At 66.8% G+C, this 19,110-nt stretch carries 16 protein-coding genes and 1 pseudogene; 3 read left to right on the top strand and 14 right to left on the bottom strand.

Features of this window, described 5'->3' with window-relative positions; genetic code table 11:
- Positions 1–3: 3 nt before the first annotated feature.
- The 4 genes and pseudogenes from proC to OU995_RS04720 form a co-directional block, all read right to left on the bottom strand.
- Positions 4–831: a pyrroline-5-carboxylate reductase gene (proC, locus tag OU995_RS04705; protein WP_267834337.1), complete on the bottom strand. Its 828-nt coding sequence runs from the start codon at positions 829–831 to the stop codon at positions 4–6.
- 53 nt (positions 832–884) lie between these two features.
- A pseudogene (locus OU995_RS04710) lies at positions 885–1,079 on the bottom strand (hypothetical protein); the annotation flags it as partial.
- A 493-nt stretch (positions 1,080–1,572) separates the two neighbouring features.
- Positions 1,573–1,920, bottom strand: coding sequence for a hypothetical protein (locus tag OU995_RS04715; protein ID WP_267834339.1), 348 nt, complete (start codon positions 1,918–1,920; stop codon positions 1,573–1,575).
- The gene (locus OU995_RS04720; protein WP_267834340.1) at positions 1,818–5,162 is read right to left on the bottom strand and encodes an L-glutamate gamma-semialdehyde dehydrogenase; all 3,345 of its coding nucleotides are present in this window, start codon (positions 5,160–5,162) and stop codon (positions 1,818–1,820) included. Before OU995_RS04720 ends, OU995_RS04715 begins: the two co-directional genes overlap by 103 nt.
- A gap of 113 nt (positions 5,163–5,275) precedes the next feature.
- On the opposite strand from OU995_RS04720, the gene OU995_RS04725 reads away from it, so the two are divergent.
- Positions 5,276–5,746 (top strand): Lrp/AsnC ligand binding domain-containing protein, encoded by a 471-nt coding sequence (locus OU995_RS04725; RefSeq protein WP_267834341.1) that lies wholly within the window; start codon positions 5,276–5,278, stop codon positions 5,744–5,746.
- Between the two features lie 111 nt (positions 5,747–5,857).
- Here OU995_RS04725 and OU995_RS04730 read toward each other — a convergent pair whose 3' ends face one another.
- From OU995_RS04730 to OU995_RS04775, 10 genes are all read right to left on the bottom strand, one after another.
- Positions 5,858–6,511, bottom strand: a complete 654-nt coding sequence (locus tag OU995_RS04730; protein WP_267834343.1) for an SRPBCC domain-containing protein — start codon at positions 6,509–6,511, stop codon at positions 5,858–5,860.
- A gap of 8 nt (positions 6,512–6,519) precedes the next feature.
- Entirely contained in the window at positions 6,520–7,533 is a 1,014-nt protein-coding gene (locus OU995_RS04735) for a zinc-dependent alcohol dehydrogenase family protein (RefSeq protein ID WP_267834344.1), read from the bottom strand.
- The gene (locus tag OU995_RS04740; RefSeq protein ID WP_267836179.1) at positions 7,530–8,066 is read right to left on the bottom strand and encodes an SRPBCC domain-containing protein; all 537 of its coding nucleotides are present in this window, start codon (positions 8,064–8,066) and stop codon (positions 7,530–7,532) included. The genes OU995_RS04735 and OU995_RS04740 overlap by 4 nt, the downstream gene beginning before the upstream one ends.
- 323 nt (positions 8,067–8,389) lie before the next feature.
- Complete coding sequence (locus OU995_RS04745; RefSeq protein ID WP_267834345.1) at positions 8,390–9,622, bottom strand: hypothetical protein; 1,233 nt, start codon at positions 9,620–9,622, stop codon at positions 8,390–8,392.
- A 149-nt stretch (positions 9,623–9,771) separates the two neighbouring features.
- A complete protein-coding gene (locus OU995_RS04750; protein WP_267834347.1) occupies positions 9,772–11,283 on the bottom strand; it encodes a subtype B tannase in 1,512 nt (503 codons plus the stop codon).
- Positions 11,283–11,465, bottom strand: a complete 183-nt coding sequence (locus OU995_RS04755; protein WP_267834349.1) for a DUF3861 family protein — start codon at positions 11,463–11,465, stop codon at positions 11,283–11,285. The genes OU995_RS04750 and OU995_RS04755 overlap by 1 nt, the downstream gene beginning before the upstream one ends.
- Complete coding sequence (locus tag OU995_RS04760) at positions 11,462–12,094, bottom strand: PadR family transcriptional regulator (protein WP_267834350.1); 633 nt, start codon at positions 12,092–12,094, stop codon at positions 11,462–11,464. The genes OU995_RS04755 and OU995_RS04760 overlap by 4 nt, the downstream gene beginning before the upstream one ends.
- A gap of 402 nt (positions 12,095–12,496) precedes the next feature.
- On the bottom strand, positions 12,497–12,961 hold the full coding sequence (locus OU995_RS04765; protein WP_267834351.1) for a VOC family protein: 465 nt from the start codon (positions 12,959–12,961) through the stop codon (positions 12,497–12,499).
- A 359-nt stretch (positions 12,962–13,320) separates the two neighbouring features.
- A complete protein-coding gene (locus tag OU995_RS04770; RefSeq protein ID WP_267834352.1) occupies positions 13,321–14,040 on the bottom strand; it encodes a phosphatase PAP2 family protein in 720 nt (239 codons plus the stop codon).
- 127 nt (positions 14,041–14,167) lie between these two features.
- Entirely contained in the window at positions 14,168–16,420 is a 2,253-nt protein-coding gene (locus tag OU995_RS04775) for a putative bifunctional diguanylate cyclase/phosphodiesterase (protein WP_267834354.1), read from the bottom strand.
- A gap of 516 nt (positions 16,421–16,936) precedes the next feature.
- On the opposite strand from OU995_RS04775, the gene OU995_RS04780 reads away from it, so the two are divergent.
- Together OU995_RS04780 and OU995_RS04785 are read left to right on the top strand one after the other, a co-directional pair.
- Positions 16,937–18,217, top strand: a complete 1,281-nt coding sequence (locus OU995_RS04780; RefSeq protein WP_267834356.1) for a DUF4397 domain-containing protein — start codon at positions 16,937–16,939, stop codon at positions 18,215–18,217.
- Positions 18,218–18,300: 83 nt separating this feature from the next.
- On the top strand, positions 18,301–19,050 hold the full coding sequence (locus tag OU995_RS04785) for a hypothetical protein (protein WP_267834357.1): 750 nt from the start codon (positions 18,301–18,303) through the stop codon (positions 19,048–19,050).
- The last annotated feature ends 60 nt before the right edge of the window (positions 19,051–19,110 follow it).

Raw genomic sequence — 19,110 nt, forward strand, 5'->3', positions numbered from 1 at the left:
ACGTCAAGCGGTTCCCGAGGCGCGACCGAATTCGTCCCCCAGCTCCTGGGCTCGACGATGGGCCGCCAGGACGGCGCGCCGCACCGACTCGCCCACGCCCTCCGCCTCCAGCAAGGAGATGGCCGCATGGGTGGTGCCGCCCTTGGACGTCACCTTCTCCCGCAACTGTGCTGGCGGTTCACCGGCCTGCAGGGCCAGCGCCGCAGCGCCTGCACAGGTGGACAAGGCCAGCTCACGCGCCTGGGCCTCGTCCAGGCCCAGCGACTGAGCAGCCGCCACCATGTGTTCCACGAGATAAAAGAAATAGGCCGGACCGGAGCCCGACAGCGCGGTGACGGTGTCCAGGTCGGATTCCTTCCCGACCCACACGGTGCGGCCCGTGGGCCGCAGCAGCTCGTCCACCACGGCACGGTCCGCTTCGGACACGCCGGGCCCGGCAAACAGGCCGGTGATGCCCGCGCCGATCAGGGCGGGTGTGTTGGGCATGCCGCGCACCACACGCGCCCCTGCGGTGGCGGCGGCAATTGCATCGCTGCGCAGCCCCGCCATGATGGACAGCTGCAAGGCCCCTGCCACATGGGGCGCGACCGGCGAGGCGGCTTCCTGGAAGAGCTGCGGCTTGACCGCCCAGACCACGGTGCGGGCGCGTGCCAACGAGGCATCGGCCACCGGCAGGGCGGAGACACCGAACTCGGCACGGAGGCGGTCCCGCTGGGCGGCCATGGGCTCCACCACCAGCAGATCCTCGGCCGGATGACCCGCGCGGCGCAGGCCGCCCAGAATGGCGCTGGCCATGTTGCCACCACCGATGAATGCGATGCAGGAACTCATGGCCGGCAGTGTAGCCGTCAGGAGGCTCGGTCCATCGTCCGGGACATTGGCCGCGCCTGCAGCGCCGTGGTGAGGCTCACCCGGTGCAGCCCCATCAGCGCGCGCACCGACGGCATGCGGCTGCCCGGCACCATCGTGCCGCTCTGGATGGCATGGCGGTCGTGCGACGCCACTTGCGCATACAAGGGCGGCGCAGAGGTGGAGCCGCTGATCTCGCCGGGGAGCTTGGGAGCGGTGCCGAGGTTCATGCGGACATTCTGCGTCGACCGCGTGACCGGCGGCCGTAACAGGCCCGGCTGAATCGATGCAGAACAGCGCAGCCGATGGCGCTGTTATCAACAACAACAGGCGACGCTGTGCCTGTTCGGTGTTGGGGCCGGTGCCGACACTGGCTCGCATCTTTCAACGACACCGAGATTTCGAATGCGAGCCACCGCCCTGCTGCTGCAACCCTTCACCTGGTGGCGCCATTGGTTCCATACCGGCGTCGGCCGCCCCATGGCGCCAACATCACTGCCCTCGGTGCAGTGCCTGCGCTTGCTACCCGCCCAGGACCAGCTGCTCTGGTTGCCACAAGGGGCGGTGCTGCACCTGCATCACGGCCAGGCGCTGCTGACGGAATCGCCGCAGCGGGGGGACCCCTGGCCTGGCGCCAGACCTGGACGCTTCAGCGCGGCCAGGTCTGGGTGGCGGCACGCCCGGGCTGGCTGCGCCTTACGGCGGGCCCGGGCCGATGCGCGCTCAGTGCACGCCTGCCAGCAGGGCCGCATTGCCGCCCGCCGCTGCGGTATTGATGGTCAAGGTCTGCTCGGCGGCAAAGCGATAGAGCTGCCGCGGCTGACCGGCTTCGGCCGCCGGGATCACCGGCAGGATCGCCCCATCACGGCCCGCCAGCGCCCGCTGCACCGGCGCCAGCAGGGTCGCAGGCGCCACCACACCGGCCAGGCGGGCCGCATGCAGCACGGCCCCCAACTGATCCGCCGGCATCAGCACCACCGTGCCTGCGGCCACACCGCCGCGCAGCAGCGCGTCGCGGACTTCGCGGGCAACATCACCCTCGCCCACCACGGCCACCGCATTGCCGGCCACCAGTGCCGCTGCCAGCGAGCGGGCCAGCTCCACCGGCGACTGGCCCTGGGCCACGACCGCCAACACGCCGCGCCATGCAGGCGCAGTTCATTGCTTTCGCCGGTTGGGCCGGGCAGCGTCTGGTTGGCCAGCGCTGTGCGCGCATGGCGGGCGATGTCGCGCCAGGCATTGGCCACTTCCGGCCCCTGGCCTGCTGCGGCGCGCTCAAGCGCCGCCACACGCTGCTCCAGCGGGCGCGCCGCCCAGCTGTCATGCGCCTGGAACAGTGCTTCCAGATCCGCTCCGGCCGAGGGGGTGGCCAGTGCTGGCGCATCCTCCACCACCGGCGAGGCCACCACCGGCGCGGTGAAACGCATCAGGTAGTGCGGGCCACCGGCCTTGGGACCGGTGCCCGACATGCCTTCGCCGCCAAACGGCTGCACGCCCACCACTGCACCGATGATGTTGCGGTTCACATAGACGTTGCCGATGCGCGCCTCCGAGGCCAGGCGCAGGGCACGGCTGTCGATGCGCGTCTGGATGCCCAGCGTGAGCCCATACCCCAGCGCATTGATCTGGCGGACCACGCCCTCCACATCGCCGCTCCAACGCACCACATGCAGCACCGGACCGAAGATTTCCTTCTTCAGTTCCTGGATGCCCCCCAGTTCCACGGCGATTGGCGGCAGCAGGCGGGCACCGCCGTCGGCCACCGAGGCTTCAGCGATCACGCGGGCCTCGCGCTTGAGGCGCTGCACATCGCTGGAAATCGCCTGGAAGGCGTCCTGGTCGATCAGAGGGCCGACATCGGTGGCCAGATTGGCACTGTGCCCCACCCGCAGTTCCCGCACGGCACCACGCAGCATCTCAATCACACCGTCGGCCACCGCTTCATGCACCGCCAGCAGTCGCAAGGCGGAGCAGCGCTGGCCGGCACTGCGGAAGGCGGACTGCACCACGGCGTCGATCACCTGCTCCGGCAGCGCGGTGGAGTCGACGATCATCGCGTTCAGGCCTCCGGTTTCCGCGATCAGCGGGACAGTGCCGGCCCCGGGCTTGGACGCCAGTTGGCGGTTAATGATCTGCGCTACCTGGGTCGAGCCGGTGAAACAGACACCCGCCGTTGTTGCTGAAGCGACCAGACGCGCGCCCACCGTCTCGCCCTGGCCGTGCAACAGCGCCAGCGCATCGGCCGGCACCCCGGCGGCATGCAGCAGCGCCACGCATTCACGGGCCACCACCGGTGTCTGTTCAGCCGGCTTGGCCGCCACCGCGTTGCCTGCGGCCAGCGCGGCCACCACCTGGCCAGCGAAGATGGCCAGCGGGAAGTTCCACGGAGAGATGCAGACAAAGACCCCACGTCCGTTAAGCGCCACACCCTCAGCCACAAGGCGCTCGGCTTCATCGGCGTAGTAGCGCATGAAGTCGATGGCTTCGCGCACTTCGGAGATGGCATCCCCAAAACTCTTGTGCGCCTCCTTGACCAGCAGCGCGCAATAGGCCGGCAAGGCGGCTTGCAGGGCGTCGGCCGCCCGGCGCAACACAGCCGCGCGCTGGGACACCGGCGTGGCATTCCAGGCGGGGAACCCGCCCTTCAGGCGTTCCATGGCCGCATCCACGTCGGCTTCGGTGGCCTCCGCCATGGCAGGCACTTCGCAGCCCGCCAGCGCATCCAGCAGCGGCTGGCGATGCTGAGGAACGGCCAGGTCCAGACCGGAGGAATTCTCGCGGCCACGGCCGGTATCGTCCCGGTACAGGTCAAGCGGCCGGGGCAGGCTGGAACGCGGTTGGATCAGGGTGAGCGGCGAGGCCAGCAGATCTTCCGGGGCCACCTGCGGGTCGGCCAGCTGATGCACAAACGAGGAGTTGGCGCCGTTTTCCAGCAGACGACGCACCAGATAGGCCAGCAGGTCGCGATGCTCACCCACCGGGGCATACACGCGGCACGGGATGCTGCCGTCCTTCAGGACCTCACGGTACACACCCTCGCCCATGCCGTGCAGGCGCTGCATCTCGAATTTCGCGCCGAGGGCACGGGCCATCTGGAGGATGGCGGCAATGGTGCCGGCGTTGTGGCTGGCGAATTGGGGATAGATGACGTCGTGATGCGCCAGCAGCGCGTGGGCGCAGGCCAGGTAGGAGACATCGGTGTGCGGTTTGTGGGTGAAGACCGGGTAAGTGGGCAGGCCCTGCTCCTGCGCCCGCTTGATCTCGCCGTCCCAATAGGCGCCCTTGACCAGACGGACCATGAAGCGCAGCCCGTGCTTGCGAGCGATGGCGGCGACCTCGTCGACCACGGCACGGGCGCGGGTCTGGTAGGCCTGGACGGCCAGGCCGAAGCCGCGCCAATCGGGGAAATGGCTGGCGATGCGGGCGGCCAGGGCGTCCAGCAGTTCCAGCGACAGTTCCAGCCGGTCGACCTCTTCAGCATCGATGGTCAGGTTGATATTGGCCTGGGCGGCCTTTTCCACCAGTTGCCAGACCCGCGGCAGCAGCTCGGCGTAGACCCGCTCGCGTTGCAGCACTTCATAACGGGAGAACAGGGCCGAGAGCTTGATGGAGATGCCGTCGCTGCCTTCCGGCGACTCGGCACGGCGGCCACTGGCGATGGCGGCAATGGCCGCCAGATAGGACGCCTGATAGCGCTCGGCATCCCGTTCGGTGCGGGCGCCTTCACCCAGCATGTCGTAGGAGAAGCGCAGTTGGCGCTGCACCTTGCGGGCGGCGTCGGCTTCCGCCATGGCCTCCTGGATGTTGCGGCCCAGCACGAACTGGCGACCCAGCAGCTGGATGGCGCGCACGGTGGCGGCCACCACCGTCTGGGCGCCGAGACGCTTGAACAGCCCGCGATCGGATTCGGCATCCGGCAGGAACTTCTTGGACAGCGAGATGGCGCTGGCCGCCAGACCGGCCAGCATCTTGTGAGGACCTTCGGAGCTGCCGTCGAAGTCCGCCCGGCCAAGCTGGTCGGCGGTGAGCGCGATGGCGGTCTCGGCGTCCGGCACCCGCAGCAGCGCTTCGGCCAGACGCATCAGGGCCAGGCCCTCGGCGCTGGTGATGGGATATTCACGCAGCAGCGACTCCATCGCCCAGAACGGAGCCGGGTTGTTGCGAACCTGATGCACCCAGGGGCGCGCCTGATCGATCACCGAGGACCACGGAAGCTGCTGCAACTCGGCGGCCAGGGCGTGGACCAGCGGCAGTTCATCGCGGTAAGGGTCCGGCAGGCGTGAGACTTCCGGCGGCAGGGCAAAGGCGGTCATGAGAGGTCCTCTCGGGAGCGAGACTCGGGCAGATTAGTGAGTGGCGCTACTGTAGGCAGGCTCGGACTGGATTAAATTCGGTTCCACGCCCGCTTCCCCGACATTTATCCACCATGAACCCGCCCAACGACCTGGACAAGATTGACCTGCGCATTCTGCGCGTCCTGCAGCAGGATGGCCGCATCAGCAACCTGAAGCTGGCCGAGGAGGTGCATCTGTCGGCGACGGCGGTGCTGGAACGGGTGAAGCGCCTGACCCGGGAGGGCTACATCCTGGGCTATGAGGCGCGGCTGAATCCGGCCAAGCTGGGGGCGTCGATGCTGGTGTTCATCGAGATCCTGCTGGACCGGACGGTGCATGACGTGATGGACAACTTCCGGGCGGCGGTGCAGTCACGCCCGGAGATCCTGGAATGCCATCTGGTAGCGGGTGGGTTTGACTATCTGCTCAAGACGCGGGTGTCCGACATGGCGGCCTACCGCGAGTTCATCGGCACGTCGATCTGGACCCTTCCGGGGGTGCGGGAGACCCGCACCTATGCGGTGATGGAGGAGGTGAAACATACGACGGCGTTGCCGTTGTAGGGGCGTGCATGGCCCGTGGGTCCGGCGCAGCGCGTGATGTGATGGAAACGCAGGTGGGAGCATGGATATGAAACAGGGACCTCGAGAGGTCCCTGCGTTCAGATCAGCAGCTCATTGAAGAGGGCGGGATGCCGTGGATCGGGGCCCAGCTTTGCGCGCTGCAGCCACCAGCCCGGTCAGCCAGTCTTGGTGGCCATTGATCATGATGTTGGGCTTGCTGCTGGCCAGGGCCTTGGCCGGCTCACCTTTTTGACTCTCCTGCGTCAGGATGCGTACCCGGCCACCTGGCAAATCCTCCACCAGCCAGGCGTGGATCACGTCCAGCCGCTGTGGTGTGCCGGGCTCGCCGGCCCAGCCGTGCCACGCCACCCGTCCCGGTCGGCCCTTGCCCGGTGGCACGTACTCGGTGACCTGCGCCTCCACCGGGAAGCCAAAGGTCTTGAAGAAGAAGCGGTCGCCCTGCGCCAGCACCGGACCCTTGCCATCATAGAAACGCACATCGGCCGAGTTGGCGTAGTAGCTGGGCCAGCGAGTTGCATCCGCCAGCAGCGGCCAGACATCTGCAGCGCTGAGGCCGGCCACGATCACCTCGTTGGTCACGAAGTTGTCCGTCGTGCCAGGCACATAGCCTTCGGGCCACAGGATGGCGCTTTGCAGGTCCTTGGTCGTGTTCGGCTGCGCAGGGTGAGGGGCCACACAGGCGGTCAGCAGCAGTGCGGTCAAACCTGCCAACAGGCCGGAGATGAGTTTTGTAGCGTGTTTCATGGGGTGATTCACCATTCGACGACCAATTTGCCAAAGTGCCCGGCGCTCTCCTGGAAGCGGAAGGCCTGAGCCAGTTGCTCCAACGGGAAGCTGCGATCAATGACCGGACGGATATCGCCCTGCTCCAGCGCAGCGACATAGTCCTGCTGGTCACGGCGGCTGCCCACGATGAGGCCTTGCAGGCGGGCCTGCTTGGCCATCAGCACCGAGGTCGGCACCTCACCCTGGCGGCCGGTCAGCACGCCGATCAGCGCGATGTGTCCGCCCACCCGCACGGCCTGGATGGATTGCGCCAGCGTGCCGGGGCCGCCGATTTCCACCACATGGTCCACACCAACACCGCCGGTCAGCTCCAGCACCCGCTGGCCCCAGGCCGGCTCGCTGCGGTAGTTGATGACTTCATCCGCACCCAGCGCACGGGCACGCGCCAGCTTCTCGTCGGACGACGAGGTCAGGATGACACGGGCGCCCATGGCTTTGGCAATCTGTAGCGCAGCGATGGAGACACCACCAGTGCCCAGCACCAGCACGGTTGAGCCAGCCTTGAGCCCACCGTCCACCACCAGCGCACGCCAGGCGGTCAGCCCGGCGGTGGTGAGGGTGGCGGCTTCCGCATGGCTCCAGCCACGCGGCGCCTTGGTGAAGTCGGTCGCCGGGCGCACCGCCACCTCGGTGGCAAACCCGTCCACACCGTCCCCCGGCGTGCGACGGAAATGGCCCACGTCATGGAAGGGCAGACCGTCCAGCCACTGCGGGAAGAAGCAGGACACCACCGAGTCACCGACCTGGAACTCGGTCACGTCGGCACCCACGGCCTCGACCACGCCAGCAGCGTCCGACATCAGCACGCGGCCATCGTCGGCCGGGATGCTGCCATTGGCCACCAGCAGGTCATGGAAATTGAGCGAGGTGGCATGCACCGCCACCCGAATCTGGCCCGGCCCCGGCTGACCCGGATCGGCCAGCTCACGCAATTCCAGGCGATCCAGGCCGCCCGGCGCACGCACCACCATCGCCTTCATTGCGCACCCTTCTTGGCAGCACGGGCGGCAGCGACCAGGCCGTCCAGCCAGTCCTGGTGGCCGTTGATCATGGGATTGGGCTTGGCGGCATGCAGCGCGGCGGCCGGCTCACCCTTTTGGGTTTCCTGGGTCAGGACGCGCACCCGGCCACCGTCCAGGTCTTCCACCAGCCAGGCGTGATGCACGTCCAGGCGCTCGGCAGTGCCGACTTCGCCCGCCCAGCCATGCCAGGCCAGACGGCCGGGCTGGCCGGCAGCCGGCGCGACGTATTCATTGCACAGCGCCTCGACGGGGAAGCCGAAGGTCTCGAAGTAGAAGCGGTCGCCGTCGGCGAGCTGCGGGCCCTTGCCGTCGTGGAAGCGCACGTTGGCCGAGTTGGCGTAGTAGGTCGGCCAGTGGGCCGGCTGGGCCAGTAGCGGCCACACGTCAGCGGCGCTCAGGCCAGCGACGATGATTTCGTTGGAAGCGAAATTCTCGGTAAAGCCGGGGACATAGCCCTCGGGCCAGATGATGGCGTTCATGGTCATGGACAGACTCCTTGGTTCGCTGTGGCGGACGGATGCACGCGCTCCCATCGGCGGGAGCAAGCGCCGATCTGACGCGGGTCATTCGCAACAGCACAACCGAGATGGTCGGCTCGAGCCAAAAATAAATCCAATCGCGACGCCTTATCCTGCACATCAATCAAATTGATATGAGGAAGTTCGTCCAGCACATTTGAGATGACAGAGCTGGGCCGAGCTGTGTCGACACCGCGCCCAGCCTCCAAACGACAACTGGCTTTTTGACTGGGGTCGCCATAGGACTCGCCCCGATGGGCGGTGGCCGCGAGGCCCCCCGCCATCCGAACGCGCTGTCAGGAGCCCGCAGCGCGCAGCAGTCCTGCGCTCGCTGCCGGAATGAATCCGGGCTGGCGATAGCCGCCGAACTTCGCGCCGATGTCGTCCGCACTGCCGTGGAGCGTCAGATACAGCAGGTAGACCTGGTAATCCAACTGGCTGTTCGTGCTGACCTCCGCGTCCATGGTCGCCTGCGCCCGCGCGATGGCTTGACGTAGTTGCGCATGAAGGGTCGGTGCCACCCAACGCTGCGTGGTGGACACATCCGTCCCGTCGGTGCTGGGAGAGACCTCCGACAGCCACCGCCGAGCCTGCACCAGGGCCTGCGACAGGAAGCGCCGGGCATTGGGCCCGCTGGTCATGCCCACCGGCGCACCCGATGACATCGGGTCGGTGGTGGGCACCAGCCACAGGCTGACCTTCAGACCCTCGGTGTTGCCATTCAGGCCGAAGAACTTCTGCGCATTCACGAACTCGCCCGGGCGGTTGGAGATGAACAGGTTGTCCCGAGAGAAGCGCATCGCGTCCTGATAGGCCGTGCGATCGATGGTGTAGGACTGGTGGTCGCTGCCATCCACAAACACACCGTGCACCTCACGGGCCCGCTGCATCACCCATCCTGACGGCCCCCACCAGAACAAGGCCACATCCCCTGGCTTGATTTGCGGATCGAAGTTGGTCGTGGCAATGCGCTCGCCCGACGTAGCCGTAAAGCGCTGACCGTCAAAAACACGCCCCTCTTCGGCCATGCGCCGGGCGGTGTCGACCTCACCGCGCAGAACGCACACCGCACCGTCCGCGTGCCGGATGATGTCCTGCACCTGGACGCCCTCCTTGTAATCGGCCTCGATGGTGTCGGCAAACCGGTCGCCATCGGTGTCGTACAGGCGGACCTCCAGGCCGGCCACGATGCCCGTGGCGACCTCCAAGGCGGCAGCGTCATAGCTGGCGGCCGTCTTCTGCGCTCGAAAGCCGGCCTTCCAATGCCCCGTTGCAGGGTCATGGCTCAGCCAGTTGATCTGGTTCACCTGGTAGCCGTCGGGGGTGCGCTGCCGGAAGTCGGCTTCAGAGGCCGGAATCGGCAGACCATTGATGCTGAATCTGCCGGCCGCGATCACCGCGGCAACGCCCGCCGATGCCGAGCCTTGCTTGAAGTAGCGGTCGTAGCGGCCATCCGTGATGCGTGCGGCTTCCTGGCCCATATTGAGCACCACCGCGCGCAGCAGCGTGCCACCTGCACTGTCTGGCATGCTGGAAGCAGCCAAGCTGGTCGAGGACAGCCCTGCAGCCACGCACGCCATGGCAGCCCCTGCGAGCCATCTCCGGGTGCCCGACGCTGAGGCTGACGAGGTGTGGGTGTTCTGTTGATCCGGTGATTTCATCGCGCTGGACATCGGTTTCATGCGGACTGGCGAACGGCTGCTTCGGCCCAGTCAAACAAGGCTTCCAGGTCGTAATCGCCACTGTGGGGCCGCCCCCAGGGCAGGGCCAGGTCGACAGCGGCACCGCGTTGCCGGGCGGCGGCGGCCAGCAAGGTCGGCACCGCGAGCGAGGTGTCGCGGTCCACGCTGCCATGGCGGATACGCCAGTGCGATGAGACCTTGGCCCGCGCATCCAGCAGTTGCTGCATCGCGTCCATGGACTTCACCGTGCCGGCATCCGCCCGCGCGGCGCCGCTGACCGTGGAGTGGCGCAGCGAGTAGTCCGTGAAGTGGCGCTTGTCGATGCTCGCATCGCCAAAGAGCTGGTTCTCGCCCGTCTCCAGAGAGAAGCCGTCAAAGGCGGGTTGGGCCTTCATGCGGCCCACTGTCCGGGCGTAAGCACTGAAGTCCACCGACCGCACACGCCCGCCCTGAACCTGGAGCCAGGAGACGTCGGACAAGTCCCGGCCGCCATCCAGGACCTGCTGGGCGGAGGCCTGCAACAGCCCGGCAATGTGCTCGCGCAAGCGCCCCTGGCCATTGGTCTCCAGCGTGAGCGGGCTGCCATCCGGTGCCTTCAGGCCCAGAGCGTTGACATAAGCCACAAAAGCCTGGCGCATCTCGCCGGAGAGGGCCACCTGGGCATCGCTCAGCTGGCCAACCACCTCTTTGCGCTGGACCCTGAAATCCAGCATGGAGATGGCGATGTTGCGGAACTCTCGCAAGCCCTCGAACTGCCACTCGTAAGCCTCGTCCGCATGGGCGAGGTTGGTGATGGGGCAGAAGGCGGAAACGGCAAAGATGTCATCCCGGGTGGGCGCCGCGCCGAGCGCGCGCAGGTCCGCCTCGTAATCCGGGTGGTTGCCGCTGGCGCCCAGCAGGGCCGACAACGCGCCCCCGGCGCTGGTGCCATTAGAGACGATGCGATCGGTGTTGCCGGGCAGACGGTCGGCGTTGTGCCGCAGCCAGCGCACCGCCGCCTTCAGGTCCACGATGGCTGCCGGCGCCTTGCCGGTCCAGCGGCCATCGGCCGCCTGCAGGGTGCGACCTCGCGCGCCCGGCGCGGCCACCACGAAGCCGCGCGTCAAGGCCACGGCACTGGCGCTCGGTGCTGGCGTCTGGCCCGGTGGCCCAGGCATGCGGTTGATCAAGCCGCCCGGCTTGGCGGGCATGTAGCCACCCACGCCGTTGGGCAGGAAGATCGGCGCGGTGCGGGCCGTGAAGCCGCCCACACTGCCGCCCTGGAAGTAGGCCTCCGGAATGTAGAGATTCAGCGCCTGATAGTCAGGCTCAACAGCCTTGGCCACCGTCGGCAGACCCTCGTAGGCACGCACCCGGATGGTGTGCTCACCCACCTTGACCTCCTGGGTGGTGTAGCGCGTCAAGTCTGGGCGCAGGGCATCTTGCGTCGTGCTCGCGGCATGGGCGGTAGGTGCCGCGCTGACGGCCACGCCGGCCAGCAGGCTGAGGTTGAAATCACGACGATTCATCAGGTGTTCTCCCGGGCGCTCGGGCCCAGCTTGAGTTGTTGCATGAAGGTTTTGAAATGCGGGGCGAAGTCGGCAAACAGCGGATGGCCGCAGTGTTGCAGCATGACTTCGCTCCGGCCGGGTGACGTACCGTCTGGCAGGGTCAGATGCTCCGCCGTGATGCGGTAGCGATGCTGCTTCATGCTTTAGCCTCCAGTTGCTGAATGGTCGAGGCGGCATCGTCAATGAGGGCCGCGATGCGGCGGGTCAGCTCCGGGCTGACCTGGCCGTCGGCGAACCGTTGGTGCAAGACGGCTTTGAGGTTGCCCATGGCGCGCTCAATGTCCGGCGAGCGGCGCGCGACCATGCGTTCCCGGCCCTGCTGCAACCGCTCCTTTAGACCCTGCAGTTCCTCGCCCTGCTGGGCCAGTTGAGCCAAGCCCGCCGACGTGATCGTGTACTGCTTGCGACCGCCCTCCCCGTCCTGAATGGTGGCCCAGCCCATGTCGACGAGGTAGGTCAGCGTGGGGTAGATCACGCCCGGGCTTGGGCTGTAGTCCCCCCCCACCAGCGCCTCGATGTGCTTGATCAATTCATAGCCATAGCAGGGGCGCTCGGCCACCAGGCCCAGCGCCAGGAGCTTGATGGCCCCGTGCTCGAACATTCGCCCGCCACGGCCCGAGCCGTCGCCCGGCCCGCCGCCATGGCGGCCGACCCCCGCCGCCCGCGTGATGACCCCGCCCCCCCGGACGGCCACCGGGCAGACCATGCCGGGTCGGGACTTGCCCGTGGCCAGCATCCATCGCGCCACGGTGGCGCCCGGGGAGACCAAGAGAAAAATGCTTGCTGAACATCATGGCATTCAGGCTCGTTGAGATACATCTACGATATATCTCAAGTCTTGGTCTGTCCAAGCTTGAGACTCAAATTTGCCGAGCTTCACGCTCAGCAACGGAGATGTACGCGGTGTTCCCTGCAAGCTTGTTGATGGCCGTGGCGCTGGTCTTGCTGGCAGTTGTTGGGCGCTCGCAGCTCCGCCTGGGCTTGGCGCTCTACAGATGAGGCTGCCGCCTTAGGGTAGCAAGCTCATCGAGCTTCTCATGACGCTCAAGGCCATGAAGACGAAGGCGGTGGAGGTGTTCGGGCCATTCGTCGCACCATTTGACCGGACGCCGTTTCGCATGGAGTGCGCGCCCAGGACACCCACCTCAGCTGCCATGGGCGTCTTGGGCCGCTATCTGGTGCCGTTTCTGTCGACCACACCGAATTGGTTCCCTTCCGGGTCCAGGTAATGGACCCAGCGGGTGCCCAGATAGTCCCCGATTTCGCCGCAGGGCTGAACGCCCTGCTGAAGAAGCGCCGCCATGGCGGGCTCCAGTCGGTCCACGGCGAAGGAAAAACTGCTGGATTGCTGCGCGGGCGTCTTCTTTGTGGTGGAGGCAGAGCCGCCGGACCAGATCTCGAGGAGCGCTCCGCCGCCAATGCTGAAGATGTGACACCCCTCGTGCTTCTCGAGTGCCTGGAGACCGACCTGTCGCTCATAAAAGTTGGAGACGCGGGTGAGGTCTGCAACACGAAGCCCGACGTGGGCAATTCCATTTGGCTGAAGCATGGCGGGGATTGTTGTGCCATGACCGACTTGGGGCAAATCGGGCTGCAAACACAAGACCTCCGTGTGGACTTCAATCGCGCTGTTCACATGGGGGACCCGGAGTCCCTCTTCAGCCCACCCCAGCGAGGGCTGCCTGCGCGGAGCCAGGAAGCAGACAGTTGTGGACCTCAGCCACTGTCCGGCGCCTCTTGCGCCTGTCCACGTCATGCCGTCCCGCTTCTCTGCTCCCAGTCCGCGACGACCCGCCGTCCCGGCGCGTTCCCGTCACCCGGACCCCGCCCCCACGTCGGCCCCCACGCCAGCCCGCAGCACGGCCCCCGTACCGGGTTCGCCCCCGGCCGCTTCCATCCGCTCCGAAGCCCCGGCCCCATCGGACGGCGAATCCGGCAGCCATGGCTGGCTGGACTCCAGCTACCTGCTCCAGCGGGGCCTGGAGGTGCGTGAGATCACAGCACGCGAGTGGCTGACGCTGCTTCGCGCCAGTCCGCCACCGGAGACACCGCCCGGCGGTGCATCTCCTGACGCGTGTAGGGATGCTCCCGGCCCGACAAAGCCAGGCTGAGCGCCGTGACCCATTGGTGGGTGCGCGCCGGTGGCGTGAACCACGGGGCCGCAAACAGCAGGGCCACCATCAGGAGCGACAGGCGGGCGCTGCGACGCAACACACGCACCGAGGTTTCTCCGTCGGTGCCCGGCCGCGCCTCCCAGAGTGCAAACAAGGCCACCGCAGCCCCCAGGTCAAAGCCCAGCAAGGCCTCGGAGGCGGAATGGGCGCCCACCGGAAGCCGGGAATAGGCGATCAGCGCCGCCAGCCCCAGCGCCAGGCATAAGCCCAGCGCCCGCCAGCGTGCCGATCGCACGGCCTGCAGGCCCAACCAGGCCAGCAGCGGAAACACCGCCGAGGCACAGACGGCGTGCCCGGAAAAACCGGTGAAGTCCCAGGCCGCAATGCCCAGTTCCCACCCCATGAATGCGATCTTGGATAACAGCGTCAGGCCGAACACCAGCCCAAAGCCGATGACCCACCGCTTCACCACCACCCGCTGGCGCCGGCAGGCCCAGAGACCCGCCACGGCGACCGCCGCCAGCGGTAGCAGCAACTGGGCCTCACCCAGGCGCGTGAGCCCATGCCAGAACACAAGATTCGAAGAGCTCGCCAACACCATGAAGCGGCAACACCTGAAAGCAGTCAGACAAGACCGGGGGCTGGCGCCTCCCGTCTACGGAAGGCGCAGCTTAGCGCGTGGCGGCAGGTGCCTCCCACCTGATTCCGCACGCTGCCAATCAGGCCAATCAGGCCAATTGCAGCCGTTTCACCGGCGGACGGCGCAGCGCTTCCGGCGGCAGGGTCGGCACAAAACTCTCCGAAGGCATCGGGCGGCCATACAGCCAGCCCTGGGCCCAGTCGCAACCCTCCCGGCGCAACCATTCGGCCTGCTCTTCAGTCTCCACGCCTTCGGCCAGCACGTCCATCTGCAGGCTGCGCGCCAGCACAATGACGGTGCGGGCAATCGCCGCCACGTTGGGGTCGCTGCCCAGCTCGTTCACGAAGCTGCGGTCGATCTTGAGGGTGCTCACCGGCATGCGCTTCAGGTACGCCAGCGAGGAATAGCCGGTGCCGAAGTCATCGATGGCCACCCGCACACCACGGCGGGACAAGCGGCTCAGCAGGCTGATGGCCTGTTCCGCATCTTCCAGCAGCAGGCTTTCGGTCACCTCCAGCTCCAGCGCCTGAGGCGGGCAGCCGGTGTCGGAGAGGATGAAGTCCAGGGTGTCGATGAAATCCGGCTGGCGCAGCTGGCGGGCGGACACATTCACCGCCACCTGTTGCGGTTTGCCTTCCTGGCCCTGCCAACGCGCCACCTGCGCGCAGGCCTGCTCCAGGACCCAGCGGCCAATCGGCACGATCAAGCCGGTTTCTTCGGCCAGCGGGATGAAGTCGGCCGGAGAAATCGGCCCACGGGTCGGATGCCGCCAGCGCAGCAGCGCCTCCGCCCCGATCAGCGAGCCATCCGACAGCCTCACCTGCGGCTGGTACTCCAGGCGGAATTGCGCCGCTTCATTGGCCTGGCGCAGGGCATGGGTCAGTTCAAAGCGTTGCTGAACGGCCTGCGTCAATTCGGGCCGGTAGGACTGCACCGATCCACGTGCCTGCAACTTGGCCCGGCACATCGCCACTTCCGCATTGCGCAGCAGTTCGTCCACCTGGATGCCGTCCGCCGGGAACAGCGCCAGGCCGACGCTGGCACCCACGTTGAAGCGATGGTGGTCGATGAGGATGGGTTCATCCATCGCCTGGATCAGGCGGTCCCCCAGGCGCATGGCGGTTTCTTCATCCACCAGCCCGGACAGCACCACCACAAATTCGTCGGCCCCCACGCGGGCGACCGAGTCGGTCACACGCACCACGTTCACAAAGCGGGCCGCTGCGGTCAGCAACACCTGGTCGCCAGCGGCATGGCCGGCGATGTCGTTCACGTCCCGGAAGCCGTCCAGGTCGATGTAGAGCACCGCCACGCAAGTCTGATCGCGCTGCGCGGTGCCGATCTGGCGGGCAATGCGGTCTCGCAGCAGCGCCGCATTCGGCAGCCCGGTAAGGCTGTCATGCAGCGACTGGTGCAGCAGCTCCGCCTCGGTCATCTTGATCCGCGAGATATCGGTCAGCACACTGAGGTAGCTGAACTGCGAAGCCTGTCCAGGCCCGGCCGCATCCCCCGGCACCTTCACGAAGGTCGCCCACATCGGGATGCTGTCGCCATTGCTGTGCCGTTCGGTGACCTCGCCACTCCACTTGCCGTGCTGCTGCACCTGGGCCCACAGCTCTCGCAGCTTGTCCGGGTCCTGCTCGCCCTCGCGCAGCATCAGTGGGCGCCGGCCCAGCAGTGCCTCACGGGTCTGCCCGGTGATGGCGCACAGGGCGGGGTTCACGTCGCAGATGCGCAGCTCGGCATCCAGCATCATGATGCCCTCGCCGCAGTGTTCGTAGACGGTGGCGGCACGGCGGGCAGCCTCGGTGGCCAGCTGCAGCTCGGTCACATCGCGGGCGATGCCGATCTGGCCCAGCGTCTGCTCCTCGTCCCGTACCTCGGCGCTCAGCACATCCAGGCAGCGCGTATGCCCCTGTTCGTCGACACGCCAGTGGAGGATGCGCCCCGCATCACGATGGCTCTGCCACTGCGGCGGGCGGCGCAATTCTTCATCGCGCCGACCGAGCAATTCACCCTCGGTCATGCCGACCAGGCGCTCAAAGGCCGGGTTGCATCCTTCGTAGGCGCCGTCGGCATCCTTGAAATAGAGAGGGTCGGGGATGGCATTGAGCAGCGCGCCCAGCCGGGCCCTTTCGCGCCGCACCCGACGCAGTTCGTCGCGGCGGCGTTGAAGCCGCTGTCGCTGCTGGAAGAAGAGGCTGACCATCCAACCCAGGGCCACGCCTCCGACCACGCAGGTGGCACCCAGCCAGAATACGGCCCCCTCGGAGGCCAGCGCGGCCTGCACCGACGACAGGGGCGCGGCCATGGCCGGACTGGCCGCCCATGGCAGCAACATGCTCAAGACTGGTACCGGAATGGACACGGACCTGCTTCCCTAACGCTTCAGGCGAATACCCATGGTTCACCCATGTTTTATGAGCGGGAGACGCAGCCACGGCGCCGTCGCCCGCTGGGCTCGCGGGTAGCGGCCCCTCCCTCTTCTCACACGATGCCGAAGTATGGTCGGCGCAACGCGTGCTCTGGAACGCGCCGACGAACGCCGATGCCAGTCCCCGGCACGATTACACGTTTTACGTTTTCTTATGTCCTGCAACAGATCGGTTCCGCTGCCAATTCTGCTAATTGGACTGCGTACGTCGTGGAATGTGCGATTAACGCCCGCCTACTGGAATGCAAAGCTGGCCCCTTTTCTGAGCAGAAACCCGACCTTTACCGGTTCCGACGCAGCTTCATGCATACACTCGCGGTCTGTGTCCAGATTGATCTCGAACTTCACACACCTGTCATGACGCAACAAGCCTTAGCAACATCCCCGTCGTCCAATGCTCCGAACCGGATTTGGAGTAGGACGATGCGAATCAAGACCTGGGCCTGGGGCCTGAGCGTGGCCTCGATGGCCCTGCTGACCGCTTGCGGCGGCGGCGGCAGCAGCAGCGCCGACGTCCGTCTGCTCAACGCCAGCATCAGCTACTCATCGCTGGACATGGCGGTGGGCGAGGACGAGACCGTCGTCAACAGCGCCATCACCTACGCGAACGTGGGCTCGTATGCGAGTGTGAAGACCGACGACGCTGGCACCTACATCCAGAACTCGACCGTCGGCAGCACCCTGTATTCCACGACGCCTTCGCTGTCGTCCGGCACGAAGTACACGATGATCGCCTACGGCACCACTGGCGCCGTCAAGACAACCCTGCTGCAGGAAAACCAGGACGACCCCGATTCCGGCAAGTCCAAGTTCCTGATCCTGAACCTGGCGCCTGACGCCGGCGCACTGGACATCTACGAAACCTCCACGTCGGAAACCACGCTGAGCGATGCGGCCACCGTGGCCAGCAACATCGCCGCGGGCTCCGGCAGCGGCTATGCCTCGCTGAAGTCGGGCACCTACCGCTTCGTGGTGACCGCCGCTGGCGACAAGACCGACATTCGTCTGGAAATCCCGTCTCTGACACTGCCGGATGCCGGCGTGTCCGCCCTGATCCTGACCGGTTCCAACGGCGGCGTGCTGGTGAACGGCATGCAGCTGATCCAGAAGGGTGCTGTGACCAACTACGCCAACAGCACCGCCCGTGTGCGTCTGGTGTCGGGTCTGCCCACTGGCAACGCCATCACCGGCTCCGTGGGTAGCAACGCGCTGCTGAGCAACGCCAGCTCGCCCGCGATCGGTTCGTACGTCAAGGTGGCTTCGGGCTCGCAAGCCGTGGCCTTGTCGGTGAACGGTACTGCCATCGCCAGCAACAACGCCACCATCCAGGCCGGTTACGACTACACCATGCTGGTGTACGGTTCCACCAGCGCCCCGACGGTGACCATGCTGTCTGACGACAACAAGCTGCCCACCACCTCGACCTATGCGAAGGTGCGCCTGATCAACGGTCTGAGCAACAGCACCGCAGGTCTGAACCTGAACATCAACTATGCGGCCTACGCCTCGAACGTGACCGCCGGCGCCTCCTCGACCGCCCAGCAGATTGCTGCGGTCACCGACGCCCTGCTGACCGTGACGACCACGTCCACGACGCTGTTCACGCAGACGGACACCGACATCATCGCCAACAACGTCTACACGGTGTTTGTGCTGGGTGACGGTTCCGGCCAGGTCTCGGCATCGCTGCGCCGCGAGCGCTGATCGCTGAACCCTTAAAAAGATCCTCCCTGTTGGCCACGTCCTCGAAAGAGGCGTGGCCATTTTTTTGCGGGCAAGATGGCGGGATGGATCCGAGCCCGCTGCCGCCCGCGCCACCGCTGCCGCTTCCGACCGCCTTGCAACTGCGCCGTCTGCGCCAGTTGTGGCGGTCGGCCGGCTGGCCGTGCCAGGACATGCTGGAGCTGGAACTGCTGGCCGCCGGCTGGCTGGAACGGCAGCGGGACGGGCACGGGCGGGAGACGCTGCGGCTGACCGATCGCGGCATCACCGTGCTGCATGCGGGCTACCAGAAGAACCGTGCCCTGCGGGACCGGCATGAGACGCTGGTCGAGCGCATGGGGGTGGAACTGCAGCGGGCCGGGCGGATGGTTTGGCGCGGGCTGAGTCTGCGCGCGGGGCTGCCCCGGGAGGACGATCCGGAACGCATGCGCTGGGTCAATGCCATGCCCGACCTGTTTTCCGTCCGGAACACCACCGTCGAGGACTACCTGGAGCCGGCCGTGCATGAGATCAAGGTCAGCCGTGCGGACCTGCTGGGCGAGCTGCGCCGACCGGCCAAGGCGCAGGCCTATCTGGCCCTGAGCAGCCAGTGCTGGTATGTGCTGAAGGCCGGCATTGCGCAGCCGCAGGAGATCCCGGAAGCGTTTGGGGTGCTGCTGGCGCATGACAGCGCCGCCAGCGACGCTCCCCTGCGTGTCGAGCTGGCGCGCCCGGCGCCACGGCGGGCCATGAAGCCCGACTTCGGCACCTGGATGGCGCTGGCAAAGGCCACGCCCCTGGAACCCCCGCTGGACGACGGGCAGGACTGCTTCTGACCCGCCACAAGGGCGGCGCAGGCCCTCCCGGGCCTTGCGCTGACGCTCCGGATCAGCCCT

This window comes from Roseateles sp. SL47 (genome assembly GCF_026625885.1).
In the GTDB taxonomy this organism is placed as follows: domain Bacteria; phylum Pseudomonadota; class Gammaproteobacteria; order Burkholderiales; family Burkholderiaceae_C; genus Roseateles.

Excerpts from the sequence above, each read along its gene's own strand:
- proC (WP_267834337.1), bottom strand. The coding sequence starts at position 831 with ATGAGTTCCTGCATCGCATTCATCGGTGGTGGCAACATGGCCAGCGCC.
- OU995_RS04720 (WP_267834340.1), bottom strand. The coding sequence starts at position 5,162 with ATGACCGCCTTTGCCCTGCCGCCGGAAGTCTCACGCCTGCCGGACCCT.
- OU995_RS04725 (WP_267834341.1), top strand. The coding sequence starts at position 5,276 with ATGAACCCGCCCAACGACCTGGACAAGATTGACCTGCGCATTCTGCGC.
- OU995_RS04730 (WP_267834343.1), bottom strand. The coding sequence starts at position 6,511 with ATGAAACACGCTACAAAACTCATCTCCGGCCTGTTGGCAGGTTTGACC.
- OU995_RS04735 (WP_267834344.1), bottom strand. The coding sequence starts at position 7,533 with ATGAAGGCGATGGTGGTGCGTGCGCCGGGCGGCCTGGATCGCCTGGAA.
- OU995_RS04745 (WP_267834345.1), bottom strand. The coding sequence starts at position 9,622 with ATGCCAGACAGTGCAGGTGGCACGCTGCTGCGCGCGGTGGTGCTCAAT.
- OU995_RS04750 (WP_267834347.1), bottom strand. The coding sequence starts at position 11,283 with ATGAATCGTCGTGATTTCAACCTCAGCCTGCTGGCCGGCGTGGCCGTC.
- OU995_RS04755 (WP_267834349.1), bottom strand. The coding sequence starts at position 11,465 with ATGAAGCAGCATCGCTACCGCATCACGGCGGAGCATCTGACCCTGCCA.
- OU995_RS04770 (WP_267834352.1), bottom strand. The coding sequence starts at position 14,040 with ATGGTGTTGGCGAGCTCTTCGAATCTTGTGTTCTGGCATGGGCTCACG.
- OU995_RS04775 (WP_267834354.1), bottom strand. The coding sequence starts at position 16,420 with ATGTTGCTGCCATGGGCGGCCAGTCCGGCCATGGCCGCGCCCCTGTCG.
- OU995_RS04780 (WP_267834356.1), top strand. The coding sequence starts at position 16,937 with ATGCGAATCAAGACCTGGGCCTGGGGCCTGAGCGTGGCCTCGATGGCC.
- OU995_RS04785 (WP_267834357.1), top strand. The coding sequence starts at position 18,301 with ATGGATCCGAGCCCGCTGCCGCCCGCGCCACCGCTGCCGCTTCCGACC.